Origin of the sequence: Rhodococcus sp. AD45-ID (genome assembly GCF_003023755.1) — a bacterium.
Classification (GTDB): Bacteria; Actinomycetota; Actinomycetes; order Mycobacteriales; family Mycobacteriaceae; genus Rhodococcus_F; species Rhodococcus_F globerula.
The window spans coordinates 101,021-119,561 of sequence record NZ_PYHL01000002.1; the positions used below are offsets into that span (position 1 = coordinate 101,021).

The 18,541-nt window shown below is 63.0% G+C and carries 18 protein-coding genes; 7 read left to right on the forward strand and 11 right to left on the reverse strand.

Annotated elements, in window-relative coordinates:
- Nucleotides 1-15: 15 nt before the first annotated feature.
- The 4 genes from C7T36_RS16615 to pdhA all read right to left on the reverse strand — a co-directional run bounded on the left by C7T36_RS16615 (nt 16) and on the right by pdhA (nt 4,308).
- Entirely contained in the window at nt 16-1,116 is a 1,101-nt protein-coding gene (locus C7T36_RS16615) for an MFS transporter (RefSeq protein ID WP_239654827.1), read from the reverse strand.
- 113 nt (nt 1,117-1,229) lie between these two features.
- The gene (locus C7T36_RS16620) at nt 1,230-2,243 is read right to left on the reverse strand and encodes a dihydrolipoamide acetyltransferase family protein (RefSeq protein WP_045071393.1); all 1,014 of its coding nucleotides are present in this window, start codon (nt 2,241-2,243) and stop codon (nt 1,230-1,232) included.
- Nucleotides 2,240-3,217: an alpha-ketoacid dehydrogenase subunit beta gene (locus C7T36_RS16625; protein ID WP_045071392.1), complete on the reverse strand. Its 978-nt coding sequence runs from the start codon at nt 3,215-3,217 to the stop codon at nt 2,240-2,242. The genes C7T36_RS16620 and C7T36_RS16625 overlap by 4 nt, the downstream gene beginning before the upstream one ends.
- A complete protein-coding gene (pdhA, locus tag C7T36_RS16630) occupies nt 3,214-4,308 on the reverse strand; it encodes a pyruvate dehydrogenase (acetyl-transferring) E1 component subunit alpha (protein ID WP_045071391.1) in 1,095 nt (364 codons plus the stop codon). Before pdhA ends, C7T36_RS16625 begins: the two co-directional genes overlap by 4 nt.
- A 233-nt stretch (nt 4,309-4,541) precedes the next feature.
- Here pdhA and C7T36_RS16640 point away from each other — a divergent pair, with 233 nt between their 5' ends.
- Complete coding sequence (locus C7T36_RS16640; RefSeq protein ID WP_045071389.1) at nt 4,542-5,570, forward strand: phosphotransferase family protein; 1,029 nt, start codon at nt 4,542-4,544, stop codon at nt 5,568-5,570.
- Here C7T36_RS16640 and C7T36_RS16645 read toward each other — a convergent pair.
- Genes C7T36_RS16645 through C7T36_RS16655 form a run of 3 tightly spaced genes read right to left on the reverse strand, consistent with a single transcriptional unit; the run spans nt 5,567 to nt 7,761 of the window.
- Nucleotides 5,567-6,031, reverse strand: a complete 465-nt coding sequence (locus tag C7T36_RS16645) for a thioesterase family protein (protein WP_033236050.1) — start codon at nt 6,029-6,031, stop codon at nt 5,567-5,569. The genes C7T36_RS16640 and C7T36_RS16645 overlap by 4 nt on opposite strands.
- Nucleotides 6,028-7,251, reverse strand: a complete 1,224-nt coding sequence (locus C7T36_RS16650; RefSeq protein WP_045071387.1) for a benzoate/H(+) symporter BenE family transporter — start codon at nt 7,249-7,251, stop codon at nt 6,028-6,030. Before C7T36_RS16650 ends, C7T36_RS16645 begins: the two co-directional genes overlap by 4 nt.
- 36 nt (nt 7,252-7,287) lie before the next feature.
- The gene (locus C7T36_RS16655) at nt 7,288-7,761 is read right to left on the reverse strand and encodes an Lrp/AsnC family transcriptional regulator (RefSeq protein WP_045071385.1); all 474 of its coding nucleotides are present in this window, start codon (nt 7,759-7,761) and stop codon (nt 7,288-7,290) included.
- A 102-nt stretch (nt 7,762-7,863) separates the two neighbouring features.
- Here C7T36_RS16655 and C7T36_RS16660 point away from each other — a divergent pair, with 102 nt between their 5' ends.
- A complete protein-coding gene (locus C7T36_RS16660; protein WP_045071382.1) occupies nt 7,864-8,487 on the forward strand; it encodes a LysE family translocator in 624 nt (207 codons plus the stop codon).
- Nucleotides 8,488-8,511: 24 nt separating this feature from the next.
- Complete coding sequence (locus C7T36_RS16665) at nt 8,512-9,348, forward strand: sulfurtransferase (protein ID WP_045071504.1); 837 nt, start codon at nt 8,512-8,514, stop codon at nt 9,346-9,348.
- Between the two features lie 3 nt (nt 9,349-9,351).
- Here C7T36_RS16665 and C7T36_RS16670 read toward each other — a convergent pair whose 3' ends face one another.
- Entirely contained in the window at nt 9,352-9,813 is a 462-nt protein-coding gene (locus C7T36_RS16670) for a DUF6328 family protein (protein ID WP_033236054.1), read from the reverse strand.
- Between the two features lie 13 nt (nt 9,814-9,826).
- A complete protein-coding gene (locus C7T36_RS16675) occupies nt 9,827-10,645 on the reverse strand; it encodes a shikimate 5-dehydrogenase (protein WP_045071502.1) in 819 nt (272 codons plus the stop codon).
- Nucleotides 10,646-10,774: 129 nt separating this feature from the next.
- On the opposite strand from C7T36_RS16675, the gene C7T36_RS16680 reads away from it, so the two are divergent.
- The gene (locus C7T36_RS16680) at nt 10,775-12,346 is read left to right on the forward strand and encodes a molybdopterin-dependent oxidoreductase (protein WP_045071380.1); all 1,572 of its coding nucleotides are present in this window, start codon (nt 10,775-10,777) and stop codon (nt 12,344-12,346) included.
- A gap of 1 nt (nt 12,347) precedes the next feature.
- Here the strand turns inward: C7T36_RS16680 and C7T36_RS16685 are convergent, their stop codons facing one another.
- Both C7T36_RS16685 and C7T36_RS16690 read right to left on the reverse strand, forming a co-directional pair.
- A complete protein-coding gene (locus C7T36_RS16685; RefSeq protein ID WP_052683658.1) occupies nt 12,348-13,046 on the reverse strand; it encodes an HNH endonuclease family protein in 699 nt (232 codons plus the stop codon).
- A 38-nt stretch (nt 13,047-13,084) separates the two neighbouring features.
- Nucleotides 13,085-14,041 (reverse strand): NADP-dependent oxidoreductase, encoded by a 957-nt coding sequence (locus tag C7T36_RS16690; protein WP_045071376.1) that lies wholly within the window; start codon nt 14,039-14,041, stop codon nt 13,085-13,087.
- 40 nt (nt 14,042-14,081) lie between these two features.
- On the opposite strand from C7T36_RS16690, the gene C7T36_RS16695 reads away from it, so the two are divergent.
- The 3 genes from C7T36_RS16695 (at nt 14,082) to C7T36_RS16705 (ending at nt 18,519) form a co-directional block, all read left to right on the forward strand.
- Nucleotides 14,082-16,898: a DEAD/DEAH box helicase gene (locus C7T36_RS16695; protein WP_045071375.1), complete on the forward strand. Its 2,817-nt coding sequence runs from the start codon at nt 14,082-14,084 to the stop codon at nt 16,896-16,898.
- Entirely contained in the window at nt 16,895-17,665 is a 771-nt protein-coding gene (locus tag C7T36_RS16700; protein WP_033236059.1) for an SWIM zinc finger family protein, read from the forward strand. Before C7T36_RS16695 ends, C7T36_RS16700 begins: the two co-directional genes overlap by 4 nt.
- Before the next feature lie 107 nt (nt 17,666-17,772).
- Entirely contained in the window at nt 17,773-18,519 is a 747-nt protein-coding gene (locus C7T36_RS16705; RefSeq protein ID WP_045071374.1) for a GntR family transcriptional regulator, read from the forward strand.
- Nucleotides 18,520-18,541 lie beyond the last annotated feature (22 nt).

The window sequence follows — 18,541 nt, forward strand, 5'->3', positions numbered from 1 at the left end:
TGACAAGCGTGAGGATCAGCTGTGATCTCGGTGGGTGGTCGAAGAATCGCGACGAACGACACCGGCGGACAGTGCTGCGACCAGCACACAGAGAAGTGGGATGAGCATCGCTGTGGTGAGTGGCACAATCTGTGTCGCCCACCCGATCGTCGCGGGGCCGGCGAGAAACCCGATGTAGCCCAAACCCACAACCCGAGACATGTTGGTACCAGCTGATCCTGAGCCCAGGTTGCCGGCGGTCGTGAAGATCTGGGGGATGCATCCGGACAGTCCGGCGCCGAAGAGTGCCCAGCCGAACAGCGTGAGCGGAAGCCACCCGGACAGAACGACTGTCAACATTCCCACCGAAGCGATCATGGCGCCGTAGCGAACAACCGCGACGGGGCCGAGTGCGGCGCTGATGCGATCCGCGGTGAATCGGCCGACTGTCATCATCGCGGAGAAAGCTCCGAAGGACAGGGCTGCAACGGCATTCGAGACGCCGAGATCTTCCTTGACTTGTAGTGCACTCCAATCGTTTGCCACACCTTCGGCGAGCATGAGGACAAACGCCAGTGCGCCCAGTGCAAGCACCTTGGCAGAGAAGTGGCCGTGCGGTTGTTCCGTTGCGACGTCGTCGGCGTGGTGCAGGGCGCGGGGCAGCAGTGGCCGGGAGCAGATTGTGACTGCCAAGAACCCGACCAGTGAGGCGGCGGTCAGCGTAACGGAGGGTGCAAGGCCGAGTGCCAGAGTGCCCGCTCCGATGACCGAACCCACCACTCCGCCAACAGAGAACATGCCGTGGAACGCGGACATGATCGGCCGCCGGTACAACTGTTCGGCCTCGACGGCTTGGGAATTCATCGAGACATCCAAGGCGCCGTTGGCAAAACCGAAAGCTACAAGTGCAGCGCCCAATTGCCACGCGTTGGTGGCAAATCCCGGACCGAGCACGGCGGCGGACAGGCCGGTTCCCGCCAGGATTACCATCCTTCGGCTCCCGTAGCGGTCGCCGAGCGGGCCACTGAGCTGCATGCCGGCAATGGCGCCGACGGCAAGCAGGAGAAGCAGGGACCCCAGTGTGGAGTGGCTGATGCCGACGCGGTGCTCGATCGACGGGATGTGCACCACCCACATCGCGAGCAGGAAGCCGTTGATACCGAAGATGCCGAAAATGCCGGCGCGTGCGCGAATCAGAGTGGGAGTGGGGGCGATGCTCACCGTGACAGTCTGCCAGGACTGAGGTTGCGTCACAGATGGGCGAGAAGGACCGCCGGGTCGGCGAGCATCGACGCCACGAGCGTGAGGAACTGCGACGCCTGTTGTCCGTCCAGGGCGCGATGGTCGAATGTCAGCGAGAGCGTCGCAACCTGTCGAATGACAATCTGCCCGCCGCGAACCCACGGTCGCTCGTTCACGCTACCCAGAGCGAGGATGGCAGCCTCGCCCGGATTGAGGAGTGCAACACCACCGTCGACGCCGAAGACCCCGACATTGGTGATCGTGACCGTGCCGCCGGTGAGATGCTCGACGTCGGTTCGGCCGGCGCGGGCCATCGAGGTCAGTTCGGTGATGAGGCGCGCAATCTCTCGCAGTGTCAGGCTGCCAGCGTCTTTGATGTTGGGAACCAGGAGTCCGCGGTCCGACGCCACGGCAATCCCCAGATTGATCCGTGGATGCACAACACTGCGCTCGGCCGCCTCGTCCCACGTCGCATTGATGCTCGGGTGCGACGCTATGGCCGTCACCAGAGATTTCGCTGCAAGAGTCAACGGTGTGACCGAACAGTTCTCGAAGTCTGCGGATGTGCGCAGTGTGTCTAATAGTTCCATCGACGCGGTGACGTCGATCGTGACGAATACCGTTGCCTGGGGTGTGCGGGCGCTGCCGGTCATCGCCCGTGCCATCTCTCTGTGCTGCGCGGGTGCGGGCGGGACTCTCTTGCGTCGGCGGCTTGCATGAGCCGTCTGCGGCCCGTAGCCGACCAGGACCGGCGGAGCCGACGTACTCGCACCAGCAGGGTCCGCACTCTCGATGCGAATGATCGGTGCCCCCACTGGCACCGCCTCGCCGGGTTCGGCAAGAAGTTCGGTGACAACTCCGGCGTACGGCGACGGAAGTTCGACTTGTGCCTTGGCGGTTTCGACGTCGGCAATCACCTGATCGATGCGCACGTGTTCGCCGACATCAACGTGCCACGACACCAATTCGGCGCTTGTGAGACCCTCACCGAGATCGGGAAGTCGGAACTCCGCGGTAGTCATGCGGCCAGCACTTCATCGAGTGCGTCGAGGATTCGATCCGCGTCCGGTAGGTGGAACTGTTCGAGTTTGGCTGGGGGATAGGGGATGTCGAAACCCGTCACGCGTCGCACAGGAGCCCTGAGGTCGTAGAAGCACTCGTATGCGGCATGCGCGGCGATTTCGGCGCCCATCCCGAGAAACATCGGTGCCTCGTGGACGATGACAAGCCGCCCGGTCCGTCGTACCGACTTGTCGAGCGTGTCGAAGTCGATCGGGGAGAGTGATCGAAGGTCGATCACTTCGAGGTGATGGCCTTCGTCCTCGGCGATGTCCGCTGCTTCCAAGGCTGTAGCCACCATAGATCCGTAGGCAACAACAGTGGCATCGCTGCCGGGGCGGATTACCCGCGCACTGTGCAGTGGCAGTGGCGGTTCCGCGCTCAGATCCACCTCAGCCGAGTCCCAGTAGCGCCGCTTCGGTTCGAGGAATACCACCGGATCGTCGGACTCGACGGCTTGCCGGATCATGTGGAACCCGTCGGCCGGATTGCTCGGGTACACCACCCTCAGCCCCGCAGTGTGGGCGAAGTAGGCCTCCGGTGATTCCGAATGATGTTCCACGGCACCGATTCCGCCGCCGCTAGGGATGCGAATCGTGATGGGTGCGCGCACCCGACCCTGGGTGCGGTAGTGGATCTTCGCGACTTGCGAGACGATCTGGTCGAAGGCCGGGTAGACAAATCCGTCGAACTGTATTTCGCACACCGGCCGGTAGCCGCGCAGCGCCAGGCCGAAAGCGGTTCCCACGATGCCGGATTCGGCGAGTGGCATGTCGATGACTCGGTTCTCGCCAAAATCCTTCTGCAGTGCATCGGTGACCCGGAAAACGCCGCCGAGCCGGCCGACGTCCTCGCCGAGGATCACGACATGGGGGTCACTCTCGAGTGCGCGTCGTAGCCCGGTGTTGAGGGCGGTCACCAGATTGACGAGCGTCATGACACGACCTCCTGATTGTCGAAACTTGCCAGATACTCCTGGTGCTGCGCACGTTCGTGATCGATCAACGGATGGGGTCCGGTGTAGACGTGATCGAACAGTGCCGAGGGCGGTGGATCAGGAAAGCCGATTGTGTTGCGTCGTAGAACGGAAGCGACTTCGTCGGCAGCCGAGGCAATCTCGGTGGCTACCTTGTCATCGAGAAGTCCGCGCGAGGTGAGAAACAGCCGCATCCGCTCGATCGGATCGCGGGCCCGCCACTGCGCCATGTCCGTGTCGGAGCGGTACCTCGATGGATCGTCGGAGGTGGTGTGTGGACCCATGCGGCAGGTGATCGCTTCGATGAACGTCGGCCCGCTTCCCTCACGGGCGTGGTCGAGGGCCTTCCGAGTGACTGCCAGGACAGCGAGTACGTCATTTCCGTCAACGCGATACGACGGGATGCCGTAGCCGTCGGCGCGGTGCGAGATCGGTGTGCGGGACTGCAGTGAGACCGGTTCGCTGATGGCCCACTGATTGTTCTGACAGAAGAAGACAACACCGGCGCGGAAGCTGGCGGCAAATCCCAGTGCTTCGGCGATATCGCCCTGGCTGGTGGCGCCGTCACCAAAATAGGCGATGGTGGCGATTTCTGCGCCGTCGAGGTGAGCACCCAGTGCGTAGCCTGTTGCGTGAAGTCCCTGGGATCCGACAACGATTGCCGGGTTGGTCACATTGAATTCTTCTGGGTCCCAGGCAGAATGGGCACACCCGCGCCACAGGACCGTCAGCGCGTGGGGCGGAACTCCGCGGCAGTAGGCGACGGCGTGCTCACGATAGGAGGTGAATGCAAAATCGTCAGGCTCCAGAGCGCGTGCTGATCCGACCTGCGCGGCTTCCTGGCCCAAGAGCGGTGCCCATAAACCGATTTCGCCTTGGCGTTGAAGTGTTACCGCGGTGGTGTCGATTCGGCGACTGATCACGAGGTCGCGGTACAACGACAGGTAATCGTCTCGATCCAGGTTTGCGATCAGACGGTCGTATTCCGGTCGGCACACCCGCGCGCCGTCCGGTTGAATGAGTTGGACTGGATAATCGAGGTTGTCGATCATCGTGAGTTCACCTCGGTTTCTGCTCCTGCCCGACGCGCCTTGTGGGCGATTCGAGCAATCCCGATGCGATATTCAGTTTTTCGGTGCTGTACTTCCAGCATCCCCCTCGACGCAGAATCCGCAAGTACTTGCGGGTTTCGAAGAGGGACAGACCGTCACAGTTTCCGAACCGGTGGGTAACAAAGGTGTCGGAACCACCCGCCGCAACGATTTCTCCGGCTAGCATCGGTGCGGTGAACGCAGTCGGACTGAACGAAGATGCTGTTTCAGGGTGGATCGCCGAGCTGGGCGTCGGCGCCACCACGCCACTGACTTTCGAGAGGATCGGCAACGGTCAATCCAATCTCACGTATGCCGTCACCGATGCCGGCGGTGCACGGTGGGTGCTGCGCAGACCTCCGCTCGGCACCTTGTTGGCCTCGGCGCATGACATAGTGCGTGAGCACCGAATCCTGTCGTCACTGCAAGGTACGGCCGTCCCGGTGCCCAAGATCATCGGAATCACCGAGGATCCGGCTGTGACGGATGCGCCGCTAGTTCTCATGAGTTACGTCGACGGGGTTGTCATCGACGGTGTACCGGTTGCGCAGAAATTGACGGTAGAGCAGCGGCGGAATGTCGGGTTGGCGTTGCCCAAGGCTCTCGCCACTATCCACGGCGTAGATCTCGAAGAGACTGGACTGGAAGATCTGGCCAGTCGTAAGCCGTTTGCGGAGCGGCAGCTCAAGAGATGGTCAGCGCAGTGGGAAAAGTCGAAAACCCGAGATATCCCCGACGTGGAGCGGCTCGCGGACATTCTGCACCGAAACATTCCCGAGCAGACCGAAGTCACCCTGGTTCACGGCGATTTCCACCTCAACAACATCATCACCGATCCGGCTCGAGGCCAGGTGCTGGCAGTGGTGGACTGGGAACTGTGCACGCTGGGTGATCCACTGGCGGATCTTGGTGCGCTACTGGCGTATTGGCCCGAAGCGGGCGACAAAGTTGCCGGGCCGTTCATGGCGTCGACGCTCGAAGGTTTCCCCACTCGCGACGAACTGGTCGACGCCTATGTTGCCGCCACCGGTCGCGACGTGTCGGCCGTGGGCTACTGGCACGTGCTGGCGCTGTGGAAGCTGTCGATCATCGCCGAGGGAGTACTGCGCCGCATTCTCGACGACCCACGCAACCGCGCCGAGCACGGCGGTCCGACCTCGACTCTGATCGACGGAGTTGTTGCGCGCGCAGTCGAGACCGCCGAAAAGCTGGGATTGCACTAAGCGGGGCTGACCTCATTGGCAACAAGCGAACCGGCCGCCTCTTTGATCGCGGCCGGTATCGCGACCGGTGTGCGAGTGACTGCGTCGACGTAGACGTGGACGAACCGTCCCGTTGCAGCGGCGACCCATCTCCCCGCGGCGTCTTCGTGGAAGATCGCGAGCGCGTACACGATGCTCTTGGTGCCCAACTTTTCGATCGAGATGCCGACCTGCAACTGCTCCGGGAACGTGAGTTCACTCAAGTACCGGCACGATGTCTCCGCAACAACCCCGATGGCCGGCAGCGTGCGGATGTCGACGCCGGTGGCGGACATGAGCCACGCATTCACAGCTGTGTCGAAGTACGAGTAGTAGGTCACGTTGTTGACGTGGCCGTAGTGGTCGTTGTCGTCCCAGCGGGTCGGTACCGGCCAGCGGACGGGAAACTGCTCGATCGAGATGACGGTATCTGCTGCGCTCACGATCTCGACCTTAGCGAGGTCAGTGGACCACTCGTCAGCACGGCCCGGACGATCAACCCGACGAGCAGTGCCCAGAATGCCGATCCGATTCCCAGAACGCTGACGCCGGACGCGGCGATGAGGAACGTGACCACCGCACCTTCACGTTCGGTGGCGTCGCTGAGCGCAGCGGTCAACGACGCTGCCAAGGTTGCCATGAGTGCAAGCCCGGCAACGGTTTCCACCACTCCGGCTGGGGCCGCAGCAACAAGAGCTGCGACTGCGGCAGAACCTGCGGCCAGCACCAGGTAGGCCCAACCGGCTGTGCTCGCCGCGATCCACCGCCGCTTCGGATCAGGGTGCGCTGTCGGCGCTGCCGCGAGGGCGGCGCTGATCGCGGCGAGGTTGATGGCGTGCCCGCCGGCGGGGGCGCCGAGAACGGTGCCCAGGCCGGTCACGACCATGGACGGTCGCCACGGAACGGTGTATCCGAACGACTTCATCACCGCCACACCGGGGATGTTCTGCGACGCCATCGTGACGATGTACAGCGGAATCGCAATCCCGACCAGTGCCTGCCACGACCACGACGGCATGGTGAGATCGACGCGGGGAATCATCGCACCGACGTCGAGCGTGTTGTTGTCGGTGGTCGTCAGGCTGATGCAGATCACGACGGCTGCGGTCAGAAATGCCAGTGGAACCGCCCACCGTTTGGAGAACCGTTGTGCCGCAAGCCAGACCACGATGACCGGCACTACCGCCAGCGGTGCGTCCCGGACCGCGAATATCGGAGCCAGGCACAGGGGGAGGAGAACCCCGGCGAGCATTGCCTGTGCCAGCGGTGTCGGGATCGCCGCGATGATCTTGCCCAGTGTCGGCCACAGTCCCGTGAGAACAATGGCAATTCCGACAACGACAAATGCGCCGACCGCAGCCGGCCATCCGCCGTGCACCGCGCCGGCGCCGGCCAGCAGCGCCGCACCCGGCGTCGACCAGGCCAGGGTGATCGGGATCTTGTACCGGCGGGAAAGCCACAGCATGCCCAGTGCCTGAGTCACACACAGAACCAACAGACCTGATGCGGCCTCACCGGCGTCGGCGCCCACGGCGCTGAGGCCAGTGAGGAGTACTGCGAACGAACTGGTGAATCCCACGAGCGCTGTCACGATCCCCGCGCTGATGGGCTGTGCGTTGCCTACCGTGGCTTCCGGTTCGGTCGTAGATGGGGAGTCCGACATGGTCAGTGATTCTGCCCGACGCCGGAGCAACGGTTCTCAGCGATCCGGTCGGATGGGCGCTGTGACCGCTTTGCCGTAGATGAGGTGAGTCTGCGCGTGCCACACTTCCGGATGGGCGGCCAGATGATCGATCAGTACCCTCTGCAGATGGGCACTGTCGCGCACGGCGACGTGGAGAAAGAAGTCTTCCGGCCCCGAGACATTGAACAGCGCAAGCGTTTCCGGAAGCGCCAGCGCATCGGCAGTGAACCGGTCGACAAGATCGCGGCGGTGGGGACGCAATTGCACGGCGATGATCGCCTGCATCGACCGGCCAACGGCGGCCGGGTCGACAACGGCATGGATTCCGCTGATCGTTCCGTTTGCCCGCAAGCGCCGCACACGTTCGTGGCACGAGGACGTCGCCAGTCCCACTCGGTCGGCCAGAACCTTGTTGGTGATCGACGCATCTTTCTGCAATTCGGCCAAAATCTTCCAGTCCACCGAATCCAGAGGCTCATTTTTAGTCATCTGCCGGATTCTATCCGGATCTGTTTTGAACTATCCGGATCCAGTTGCACACTCCCTCTATGAATGCATGTGTCGAATCCGCTCGGGTGTGAGGTAATTCGGATGAGTCTTACTGAGTGGCTCGCTTTTGGCTCCCTACTTTCCATCGTCTTGTTCACGCCTGGCCCGGATTTTGTCCTGATCCTGCGCCATTCCCTGGCAGATCGTCGGACCGGTGCCGTGGTCGCAGCGGGCGTGATCACGGGATTGGTTGTCCATACGGCCGCCGCGTCGTTCGGCCTGTCGGCTCTTGTCGCGACTCGTCCGCAACTGCTCTCGGCCCTCACCTATGCCGGCGCGGCGTATCTGACCTGGTTGGGTATCTCCGCAATTCGTAGTGCATTCAAAGCTCGAAGTGGTGGCGACACGTTAGTGGCCGCGTCGGAGCCGACCCCGCCGCTGCGGGCATACCGTTACGGGTTCCTGTCCAACCTTCTCAACCCGAAGGCGCTGTTGTTCTTTCTCGGCCTGCTTCCACAGTTTGTCGAACCAGGCCAGGGCGCCGGCCTGCGCACCTTGACGTTGGCCGGCGCCACAGTGGTTGCCGCCGCGCTGTGGTGGGCAGTCGTGGTGGTGCTCGCAGCCGGCGCCGGACGCAAGCTCAGGCGACCTGGCGTCGGAAAGCGCATCGACGTGGTGAGTGGAGTCCTACTTGTCGCGCTTGGTGCTTTCTTCGGTGTTGCCTGAGACGATCGTGCAAGTATGAAGGACATGACTGCACCCGTTCTTGTCGATGTCACCGAACTGGCCTCCCTTATCGAGGCCGGCACCGCGCCGGTCCTGCTCGATGTTCGGTGGGCGCTGGGTGATCCTCACGGCGCCGAGCACTTCCAGTCAGGGCATATTGCCGGAGCGGTATTCGTGGATCTCGACACCGAACTGGCCGCTCCGGCGTCGAGGGAATCGGGGCGTCATCCCTTGCCTGCCATCGAGGACCTGCAGGCCGCTGCACGTCGATGGGGGATCAACGACGGAGATTCGGTGGTCCTGTACGACGCGACGGGAAACACCGCAGCGGCGCGCGGGTGGTGGCTGTTGCGATGGGCCGGACTCGCTGATGTCCGTCTGCTCGACGGTGGGTTGCAAGCCTGGGAATCGGCCGATTTCCCGGTTGCGGTCGGTGCCGGTTCAGCAATCACCGAGGGCAACGTGACGCTCGACGCCGGACATATGCCGGTTGTCGATATCGACGAGGCGGCCGGGTGGTCGGCGAGCGGTGGTGTGCTTCTCGACGCGCGAGCCGTTGAGCGGTACCGCGGCGAGGTCGAGCCGATCGACCCAGTGGCCGGGCACATTCCCGGTGCGGTCAGTGCACCGACCGGTGAGAACATCGACGGCAATGGAAAGTTTGCCGGCACCGTAGCCTTGCGTGAGCGGTTCTCCGCAGCGGGTGACGGGGACCGCTTTGCCGTGTACTGCGGATCGGGAGTGACTGCGGCGCATCAGATTGCGGCCCTGGCGATAGCGGGCTACGACGCCGCCTTGTTCCCCGGTTCGTGGTCGCAGTGGTCCAACGACAGCTCGCGCTCTGTCGCCACTGGAGCGTAGTTCTCAGCTGTCGTCTCGTCTGATCAGTGCGGGGACGAAGAACCAGAGCGTGGTGAACATGACGGCGGCGCAGGCGGCCAGAATCTTTGCGCCGACGCCACCCACAGCGATCTCGGCGATCAGGAGCACGGTGCCGGTCATGGACGCCGCGAGAAAACCGGTGCCGCACAAGGCAAATCGGTTGGATATGGTCAGGATGCGCTGACGGTATCCGCCCCGAAAGAGGACTCGATGCCACACTGCCGGTGCCATCAGTAGGCCGAAGGAAATGGCAACCAGCATGACCGTGACCAAGTGAATGGTTTTGATGTACGTCGATTCGTCCTCGTAGCGCTCGGTGAAGGCCACGGCCAGCAGAAACGCGAACAAGATCTGAACACCGGAGAGAGCGACTCGTAGTTCTTGCAGCAGCTCGTTGAAGTTCCGAGCGAGTTGCACGGGAGGGCTCTCCCCGGTGTCGTTCATAGTGTCGAGTTTGTCACGCCCGCGAGTATTCAGAGGCGCGTTGGATCTGTTCGGCACTGGGGCGGACCCCCGTGTACAGCGCAAACTGCTCGGCAGCCTGGAGTGCGATCACCGAGGCGCCCGTGATCACCGTCTTGCCGAGTTCTTCTGCCAGGAGGATCAGGGGAGTGTTCTCTGGCATTGCCACCACGTCGAAAACGACCTGCGCGCCGCGCACCACGACATCCGGGAACGACAGCGCGTCTGCTTCGGGGCCGCCCGCCATCCCGATCGGAGTGGCGTTGATCAGAACGCCGGGACGCAGATCGTCGAGGTCTTCCCGCCACTGGAATCCGTACTGCGAGGCGAGCGCGTCACCGGCAGACTTGTTGCGCGCCACCACGGTGACGTCGGTGAAACCGGTGTCGCGAACCGCCGCGACGACGGCTTTGGCCATGCCGCCACTGCCGGAGACCGCGACCGAGAGTGATGTGTCGACCTTGTTCTCGCGCAACAGGTTTGCCGCAGCCTGGTAGTCGGTGTTGTAGGCGTGCAGGATGCCGTCCTCGTTGACGATGGTGTTGACGGAGTCGATTGCGGACGCGCTGTCGTGCATGACGTCGACATGAGCGATCACCTGCTCCTTGAACGGCATCGACACTCCGCAACCGCGGATGCCCAGTGCGCGGATACCGGCAACCGCTGCGGGAACGTCAGTGGTGGTGAATGCCTTGTAGACGAAGTTGAGGCCCAATTCCTCGTACAGATAGTTGTGGAATCTGGTGCCGATGTTGCTCGGTCGTCCGGATAGCGACATGCACAGAAGTGTGTCCTTGTTGAGGTCGACAGTCATGGTGTCAACTCTAATCCGGGCTACCGTGAACTTCAGGGCCGTGATGAGACCCATCCACGCCGGGATCTGCTCCGAATACGAGGTAGCCGATCCCACGCATCACTCGTACCGAGCAGAACCGAGACGCATATGGTCACTGACAGCATCGAGGAACACCCGGCCGCGCAGTCACGGCCGCGTCGCAGGTTTGCAGCCCGTGCCATCTCCGGTGTACTTGCCGTAGCCGTGGTTCTGGGGGTAGGGCAACTGGTCACCCTGCTGATCAATCCGGACTCCTCGCCGTTCTATGCAGTCGGTTCGACCACGGTGGATCGAACGCCGGCATGGGCACGCGAGTTTGCGATCGAGACCTTCGGGACCAACGACAAACCCGCGCTCTTCATCGGAATGTCGATCCTGATCGCGCTGCTCGGCGCACTAGCGGGCGTACTCGAGCGTCGCCGACGCCCGGTGGGTAGTGCGATCCTGATTGCTCTCGGATTGGTGGGTGTCTATGCGGCCTTGAGCCGTCCGACGGCTGACGCGATGTACGCGTTCCCCACGATCGTGGGTGTTGTTGCCGGCGTCGTCACGCTGAGGTTGCTGATCGGGCAACTCGACGTAGCGCCCTCGCCTGGTGTTCCCGAGACGTGGCTGCCGCGTCGACAGTTTCTGATGCTGGCCGGGGTTGCCGTTGCCGTCGCTGCGGCGGCCGGTGCTGCCGGAAAGTTCGTGGGGCAGCGCATCGCCGGGGCTTCCGCGAACCGTGCGGACTTCGTCGTTCCGACTGCTGCCTCGGCAGCGCCACCGATACCGGCCGCCGCGAACATCGGTGTTGCCGGTGCGTCGACGTACATCACCCCCAACGACGATTTCTATCGGATCGACACGGCACTTCTTGTCCCGCAGCTCACGACGGACTCGTGGGAACTGCGCATCCACGGCATGGTGGACCGCGAGCTGACTTTGTCGTTCGACGATTTGGTCGCCCGGACACCGATCGAACGGGTCATCACCTTGACATGCGTGTCCAACGAGGTGGGCGGCAACCTCGCGGGCAACGCCACCTGGATCGGCTACCCGATGAAGGACATCCTCGAGGAAGTGGGCGTGCACCCGGACGCGGACATGCTGCTCTCGACCAGCGTCGACGGATTCACTGTCGGCACCCCGGTTGAAGTGGTGACCGACGGACGCGACGCCATGCTCGCCGTGGCGATGAACGGGGAGCCGCTGCCGTTCGAGCACGGATATCCGGTCCGTCAGGTCGTGCCCGGTCTGTACGGTTTTGTCTCCGCGACAAAGTGGGTCACGGAGTGGGAACTCACCAGGTTCGATCAGGTGGACGCCTATTGGACGCAACGAGGATGGGGCGCGCAGGCACCGATCAAAACGGCGTCTCGGATCGAAGTACCGGCGTCCTTGGCGCCCGTGAACGCCGGGCAGATTCAGATGGCGGGAACAGCGTGGGCCCAGCATCGCGGTATCAAGGCGGTGGAGGTTCGTGTCGACAACGGGCCGTGGCAACCCGCAACCCTCGCGCAGGAGTATTCGATCGACACATGGCGTCAGTGGTCGTGGATGTGGGACGCGGCGCCGGGGTTGCACACCGTGCAGGTCCGAGCGATCGATCTGGATGGAAACGTTCAGGTCGAGGAACGGACTCCGCCCATTCCTGGCGGTGCAACGGGCTGGCACACAAGGTCTTTCACGGTGAAGTAGGTCAGCAGCGCGCTTCTTCGAGTTCGCGCAGCGTTGTGTGGTCGGCTCGGCTGATCGGTAGTCCGTAACTCACGGCTACGGCGAGGTACTTCAAGGCGTAATAGCAGTGGTACGCAGGATTGGGTGGGAGCCACTGCCCGGGAGTGCTGTCACCTTTCGACTGATTGTCACTTCCCTTGACTGCCAGCAGGTTCAATTCCGTGTCGTTGGCGAACCGCAGGCGCAGGTCCATCGGCCACGTACTTGCCCCGAAATCCCAAGCCGCGGCCAGGGGATAGACGTGGTCGATCTGGACTGCACTTGCCTGGCTGCGATCGAACACGATTCGATCACCGGAGTACGGATCGGTCATCACACCGGACAGTACGACGCAATCGCGGGTTCCGGGCTTGAACGTTGTTTCCGAAAGGTCCTGAGCCAGAACGTTGTTACGGGTATCGCAGCCGTCGTGACCCATCGGGGCGTCCTGGTCGTCGGACCACGCGGGGCCGAAGACACACGCCTGCCCACTCTTGCAGCCGCGCTGATATCCGCCGGGGTGCGGGCGCTGATCGACGACGGATACCCGGTTGAGCAAATCCTCGAGCTGAGTGGTGGTGGGGCTGCCCGGCGCAGAACTCTCGTTGCCGATCCAGCCGCAGGACGTAAGCACACAGGCGAGGATCGTGACCACTATCGCCCACGAACCCCTGCGTCCCACCGTGCCCCTCTCGCTTGCCCCTCTCACTTGATCGAGATTCAATCACCAGGTTCCGACAGATCGGCTTCGGATGCGTGGTCGAACTCGATTACCACTTTGCCCGCGCTGTGCCCACTCTCCACAGCAGCAAGGGCTGAGCCGGCCTGCTCGAAGGGAAAGCGCTGCCTCACGGCCGGGTCGAGGGAGCCGTCGGCCACCAACTCCGCGACCGCCGTGAACACCGCGGTGGTGCGCCGACGCTCTACTCCGCTGCCGCCGAGTTCGGTAGCAGCGACGGAATCGGCGATGCTGATAAGCGGGGCGCCCGGACGCCGCAATGAAGCGGCCCTCTGGAGAGTCTCCCCGCCGACCAGATCGAAGACACCGTCGACCCCGCTGGGCGCGAGGGCGGCAACGGCATCTGCCCACAGATCACCTGAGTCCACCCACAGCGATCCGGTTTCCTCGACGGCATCCTGCTTGGCTGCGCTGGCCACACCGAGCACAGTGATGCCGCGCGCTCGGGCCAAGGTGAGCGTGCTGGTCCCGACTCCACCGCCCGCGCCGAGCACCAGCAGCGTGGCGCCGGCCGCGAGGTCTAGATCGTGAAGGGCGTCGAACGCGGTTCCGCAGGCAACGGGTATCACGGCGGCGTCGGCCCAGGACGCCGCGGTCGGTTTGCGTGCGGCCTGGGAGGCATTGAGCACGGTTGCCTCGGTATATCCGCCGAATCCTGTTGCGGTGGAGCCGAAGACCTCGTCGCCGACGTCGAACTCCGTGACCCGTGGTCCCACGCTGGTGACGACACCTGACACCTCGCGGCCGAGCACTGCCGGCAGTGTCACCGGCACGGTGTCCTTGCGGGTTCCCGCCCGGACCTTCCAGTCCGCCGGATTGACGCCGGCAGCGCGGACGGACACCACAATCTGCCCGGCGCCAGGTGGCGGCAGGGAAACGTCGAAGAACGATTGAGTCTGCGGACCGCCGTACTCGGTGAAACCGTATGCCAGGACCATGACAACAGCCTATGTCGGTAGCACCTGATTGGATGGTCGGATGCTGCATGGACTCTGGTCACCGGGATCGGGGCTCAAACTGTGGGTACACGGACACGAGGGCGCCGGGGTCGATGATCCCCGCGACCCGGTCAGTGCTGTCCTGCACCGAAAATTCCGTCATCGAGTAAGTATCGCGATGCCTTCCGTGCCGGGTGGGCCGCTGCAGAGTGAGTACGCGGCGGTGGCGCTGGCACCGGGTGATGCCGTTGACCTGCTGCTTCGGATCAAACCTGCGGACGGCCGGGTTGCCGGCGACCTGCATTACCTTGTCCACGTTGTTCGGGGGATCGAGCGTTGGGTGCGGGCAGGGCGGGTTGTTCCCGAACTGGGCCGTGCCGAGGGCAGTTGGTGGCCGCGCTGGCGGCTGCTGATCGACGAGCGTCAGCGCGCGTGGCTGGGTGAGTTGGTTGTTGCGATGCCCCCGGTGCAGCGCGCAGTGGGATCACCTCGAGCCGTTTTGGACGACGTTGTTCTCGAACTGACCGATTCGGTTGTTCGCCGAGTGCTCGGCGAGTCGGTCGACACTCCCACGACCGGGCTGTGGGCGGCATTGGTGCGCGGCGACGCATTCGACAACGCGGAATTGCGAGTTGCGTCGTCTCTGACGCAATGGCGCGGCACTCTCACCGCACATGAGCCCGACTTGGTCCTGCGGTTGATCGAACCGGAACTGAGCGAGAACGCCGATATCGATGCGGAAGCACTCTGGCGACTGCAAGTGTGCCTTCGGCCGGAAGGTGAAGCCCCCGAACGGATCAGGCTGCACCGTGCCGATGCCGCGCGCCTGCAAGTAGGTAGCCGAAAGCTCGAGGAAGCTATCGCCGCCTACCCTCGCTTTCGGGATGTGCCGCGCGACGACGACAGCTTGGACCTTCTACTGCCGACAGCTGTGGTGATGGATCTGGTCGGCCACGGCGCTATCGCCCTGCAGGAGAAGGGAATTACGCTCCTGCTGCCTCGAGCGTGGAGCGTCGTGTCGCCGTCGTTGCGCGTGAAAGTCACCTCGGCGTCTTCACCGATCGTTGCCGAGAATCGTACGGTCGGCCTGGATCAGTTGGTGGAATACGACTGGGAGTTGGCGCTCGGAGACAAAGTGCTCACGCCGGAAGAAATGTCGCGCCTGGTCGACGCGAAATCGGATCTTGTTCGCTTGCGCGGTGAGTGGGTCCAAGCTGACCGGGAGGTGCTTGCCCGGGCCGCTCGTTTTGTCGGCGAGCGCCATGCGAGTGGCGACCGGGCCATCATCGAATTGATCAAAGACTTGATCGCCGACGACCTCAAAGACCTTCCCGTCGAAGAAGTGACGGCAACGGGGTGGGCGTCGGCGCTGCTGAACAATTCGGTCGAACCGGCAGAGGTTCCGGTTCCGGCAGAAGTCAAAGCGGTACTGCGGCCTTATCAGCGGCGAGGACTCAACTGGTTGGCGTACATGAGCGCTCTCGGATTGGGTGCGGTGTTGGCGGACGACATGGGGTTGGGAAAGACGCTCCAACTGTTGGCGCTGCTTGCGCACGAGAAGTCCACGACGCCAACGCTGCTGGTGTGCCCGATGTCGGTGGTCGGCAACTGGCAACGCGAGACGGCGCGGTTTGTTCCGAGCCTACGGGTGTACGTCCATCACGGTTCCGATCGCGCAACGGGCGCGGCGCTCGAGGCCGCAGTACGCAACCACGATCTGGTGATCACGACGTACGCGTTGATGACGCGTGACGTCGCTGCCCTGAAGGATCTCGATTGGCGCCGCGTTGTGCTCGACGAGGCCCAGCACATCAAGAATGCAAAGACATCGCAGGCGCGCGCCGCTCGCAGCATCCCGGCGGCACATCGCGTCGCACTGACCGGAACCCCGGTGGAAAACCGGTTGGACGAACTGCGATCCATCCTCGACTTTGCCAACCGTGGTGTGCTCGGTTCGGAACAGATGTTCCGCAAACGCTTTGTCGTGCCGATCGAACGCGAGAAGGACGAACTTGCCGTTTCGCGGCTGCGCGCCGTCACGTCACCGTTTGTCCTGCGGCGAGTCAAAACCGATCCCGCTGTCATCTCCGATCTTCCGGAAAAACTCGAGATGACGGTCCGCGCAAATCTCAGCGAAGAGCAAGCTGCTCTCTATCGCGCGGTAGTCGACGACATGATGGCCCAGATCAAGGGCACGGAAGGTATGAAGCGCAAAGGCGCAGTGCTCTCCGCTCTCACCAAACTCAAGCAGGTCTGTAACCATCCGGCGCATTTTCTTCGCGACGGATCTGCGGTGATGCGCCGCGGTCAGCATCGTTCCGGCAAACTCGGATTGATCGAAGACATCGTCGAATCGGTGACTGCGGAAGACGAGAAGGTGTTGCTGTTCACGCAGTTCCGCGAGTTCGGGGAACTGGTGGTGCCCTACCTGTCCGAGCGGTTCAGCACGGGGGTCCCGTTCCTGCACGGCGGTGTGTCGAAGGCCGGCCGTGACACCATGGTCGAGGAGTTCCAGAGTGTCGGCGGTCCGCCGATCATGGTGCTCTCGCTCAAAGCCGGCGGAACGGGACTCAATCTGACCGCCGCGAATCACGTTGTCCATATGGATCGGTGGTGGAATCCCGCGGTCGAGAATCAGGCCACCGACCGTGTGTTCCGTATCGGTCAAAATCGAAATGTCCAGGTCCGCAAGATGGTCTGTGTCGGGACATTGGAAGAACGGATCGACACGATGATCGACACGAAGAGCGAATTGGCCGAGCTGGCCGTCGGAACAGGGGAGAACTGGGTGACCGAGATGAGCGTCGAACAGCTCGGCGAATTGCTCCGACTCGGTGACGACGCGGTAGGCGAATGAGTCCGCGCCGTGGAGGTCCCGATTTCAGTGAATACACCGGCGCGCGTAAGCGAGCGGCGCCGATCAAGTCTCGCCCCGCTTTCGGTCGGACGTTCTGGGGCAAGGCATTTGTCCGGGTCATCGAGCAGATCGGTGACAAGGGCCGGGTCTCGCGAGGTCGAACTTTTGCTCGCACAGGCAAGGTCTTGCCGCTCGATATTCGGCCGGGACGCGTGACCGGCGAGGCCTGGGGGACACAGCTCGAACCGTTCACCGCCACTCTCGCAGTCAGCACTCTCGACAACACGGATATCGACGACATCATCACCAAACTCCGCCGGGTCCCAGGCTCATTGGCCTCGCTGGTCTCCGGGGTGGTTCCGGACATGCTCGCCGCGCAACTCCTGCCGGACGGGCCGGGCGCGTTCCAATTCGACTGCACCTGTCCCGACGAGGGATGGCCGTGTAAACATGCTGCGGCCGTGGCCTTCCTGACTGCCGAGCGGATCGATACCGATCCGCTGCAACTTCTGATCCTGCGCGGGGTCGATCTCAGCGATCTGATCGGGGGAGTGGAAGACGAGACCACGATCGCGGTCGACGTAGAAAGCTGGTTCGGGGACTCGTCCCTTCTGCCAGGATTGCCGCGAGTCGAATTCCGGGCTGCGATAGACGATCTGGACGTGAACGCGTTGCGGGCCTCGGTGGCTGCGCTGGGATTGGATGTGGCACAGCAAAACGTCGCGCTCGCCGAACTGCGGGCAATTTACCGGCAATTGGACTCCTGAGCTCAACCACTAGGATCCCGGTGCCTGTTCCAGTATCGTGAGGTGGATAGGTCCGGTAGGGACCTGTCGACGATAGATTCTTTCACTTCACGAAAGGGGCAGCCGCCGTGATGCCCGTACATCTGCGCGACAGCGCTATACCCAAACACGAGCAACTGCGAAACATTTTGCTGCACAAGTGCACCCGCGAGTTGCAGCCGGGTGACCTGATGACCAGTGAGCGAAACCTGATGCAGGATTACGGCGTCAGCCGAATCACGGTTCGTGAGGCGATCGGTCAACTTGTCAACGACGGATATCTTGTGCGCGTGCGTGGCAAGGGAACCTTTGTCGCTCACCGCCAGGTTCAATCCAAACTTCACCTCGCGTCGTTCACCGAGGAAATGCGAGCCCAGGGACACGTTCCCACCACTGTGGTCCTCGTCAACGAGGAAGACACCGTGCCCGATGCCACGGCGTCGGCGCTCGGAATGGAGCCGGGATCGTTGGGCTACCACGTCAAACGCCTGCGCTTGGCAGACGGTGAACCGGTGAGCGTCGACGACGGTTGGTACAACCCGCAGCAATTGCCCGGGCTCACCGACCTCGACCTGACCGGGTCGATCTATCGTGCGACGGCCGACAAGTACGACAAGCCGATCGACCGCGCGGAACAGACCGTCAGCGCCGACGGTGCAACCATCGAGATCGCCACCCTGCTCGGGACGAAGAAGGGGGCACCCGTTCTGTACTTCGATCGTGTTTCCTTCAGCGAGGGCGCGCCGATCGAGCACACGTGCAGTTGGTACCGCTCCGATCGTTATCAACTGCAGATGGAAGTTCAGGGAAACGAACGAGCAGGCACACGCGCCTGATCACAACCCGAACAGCAGGCGG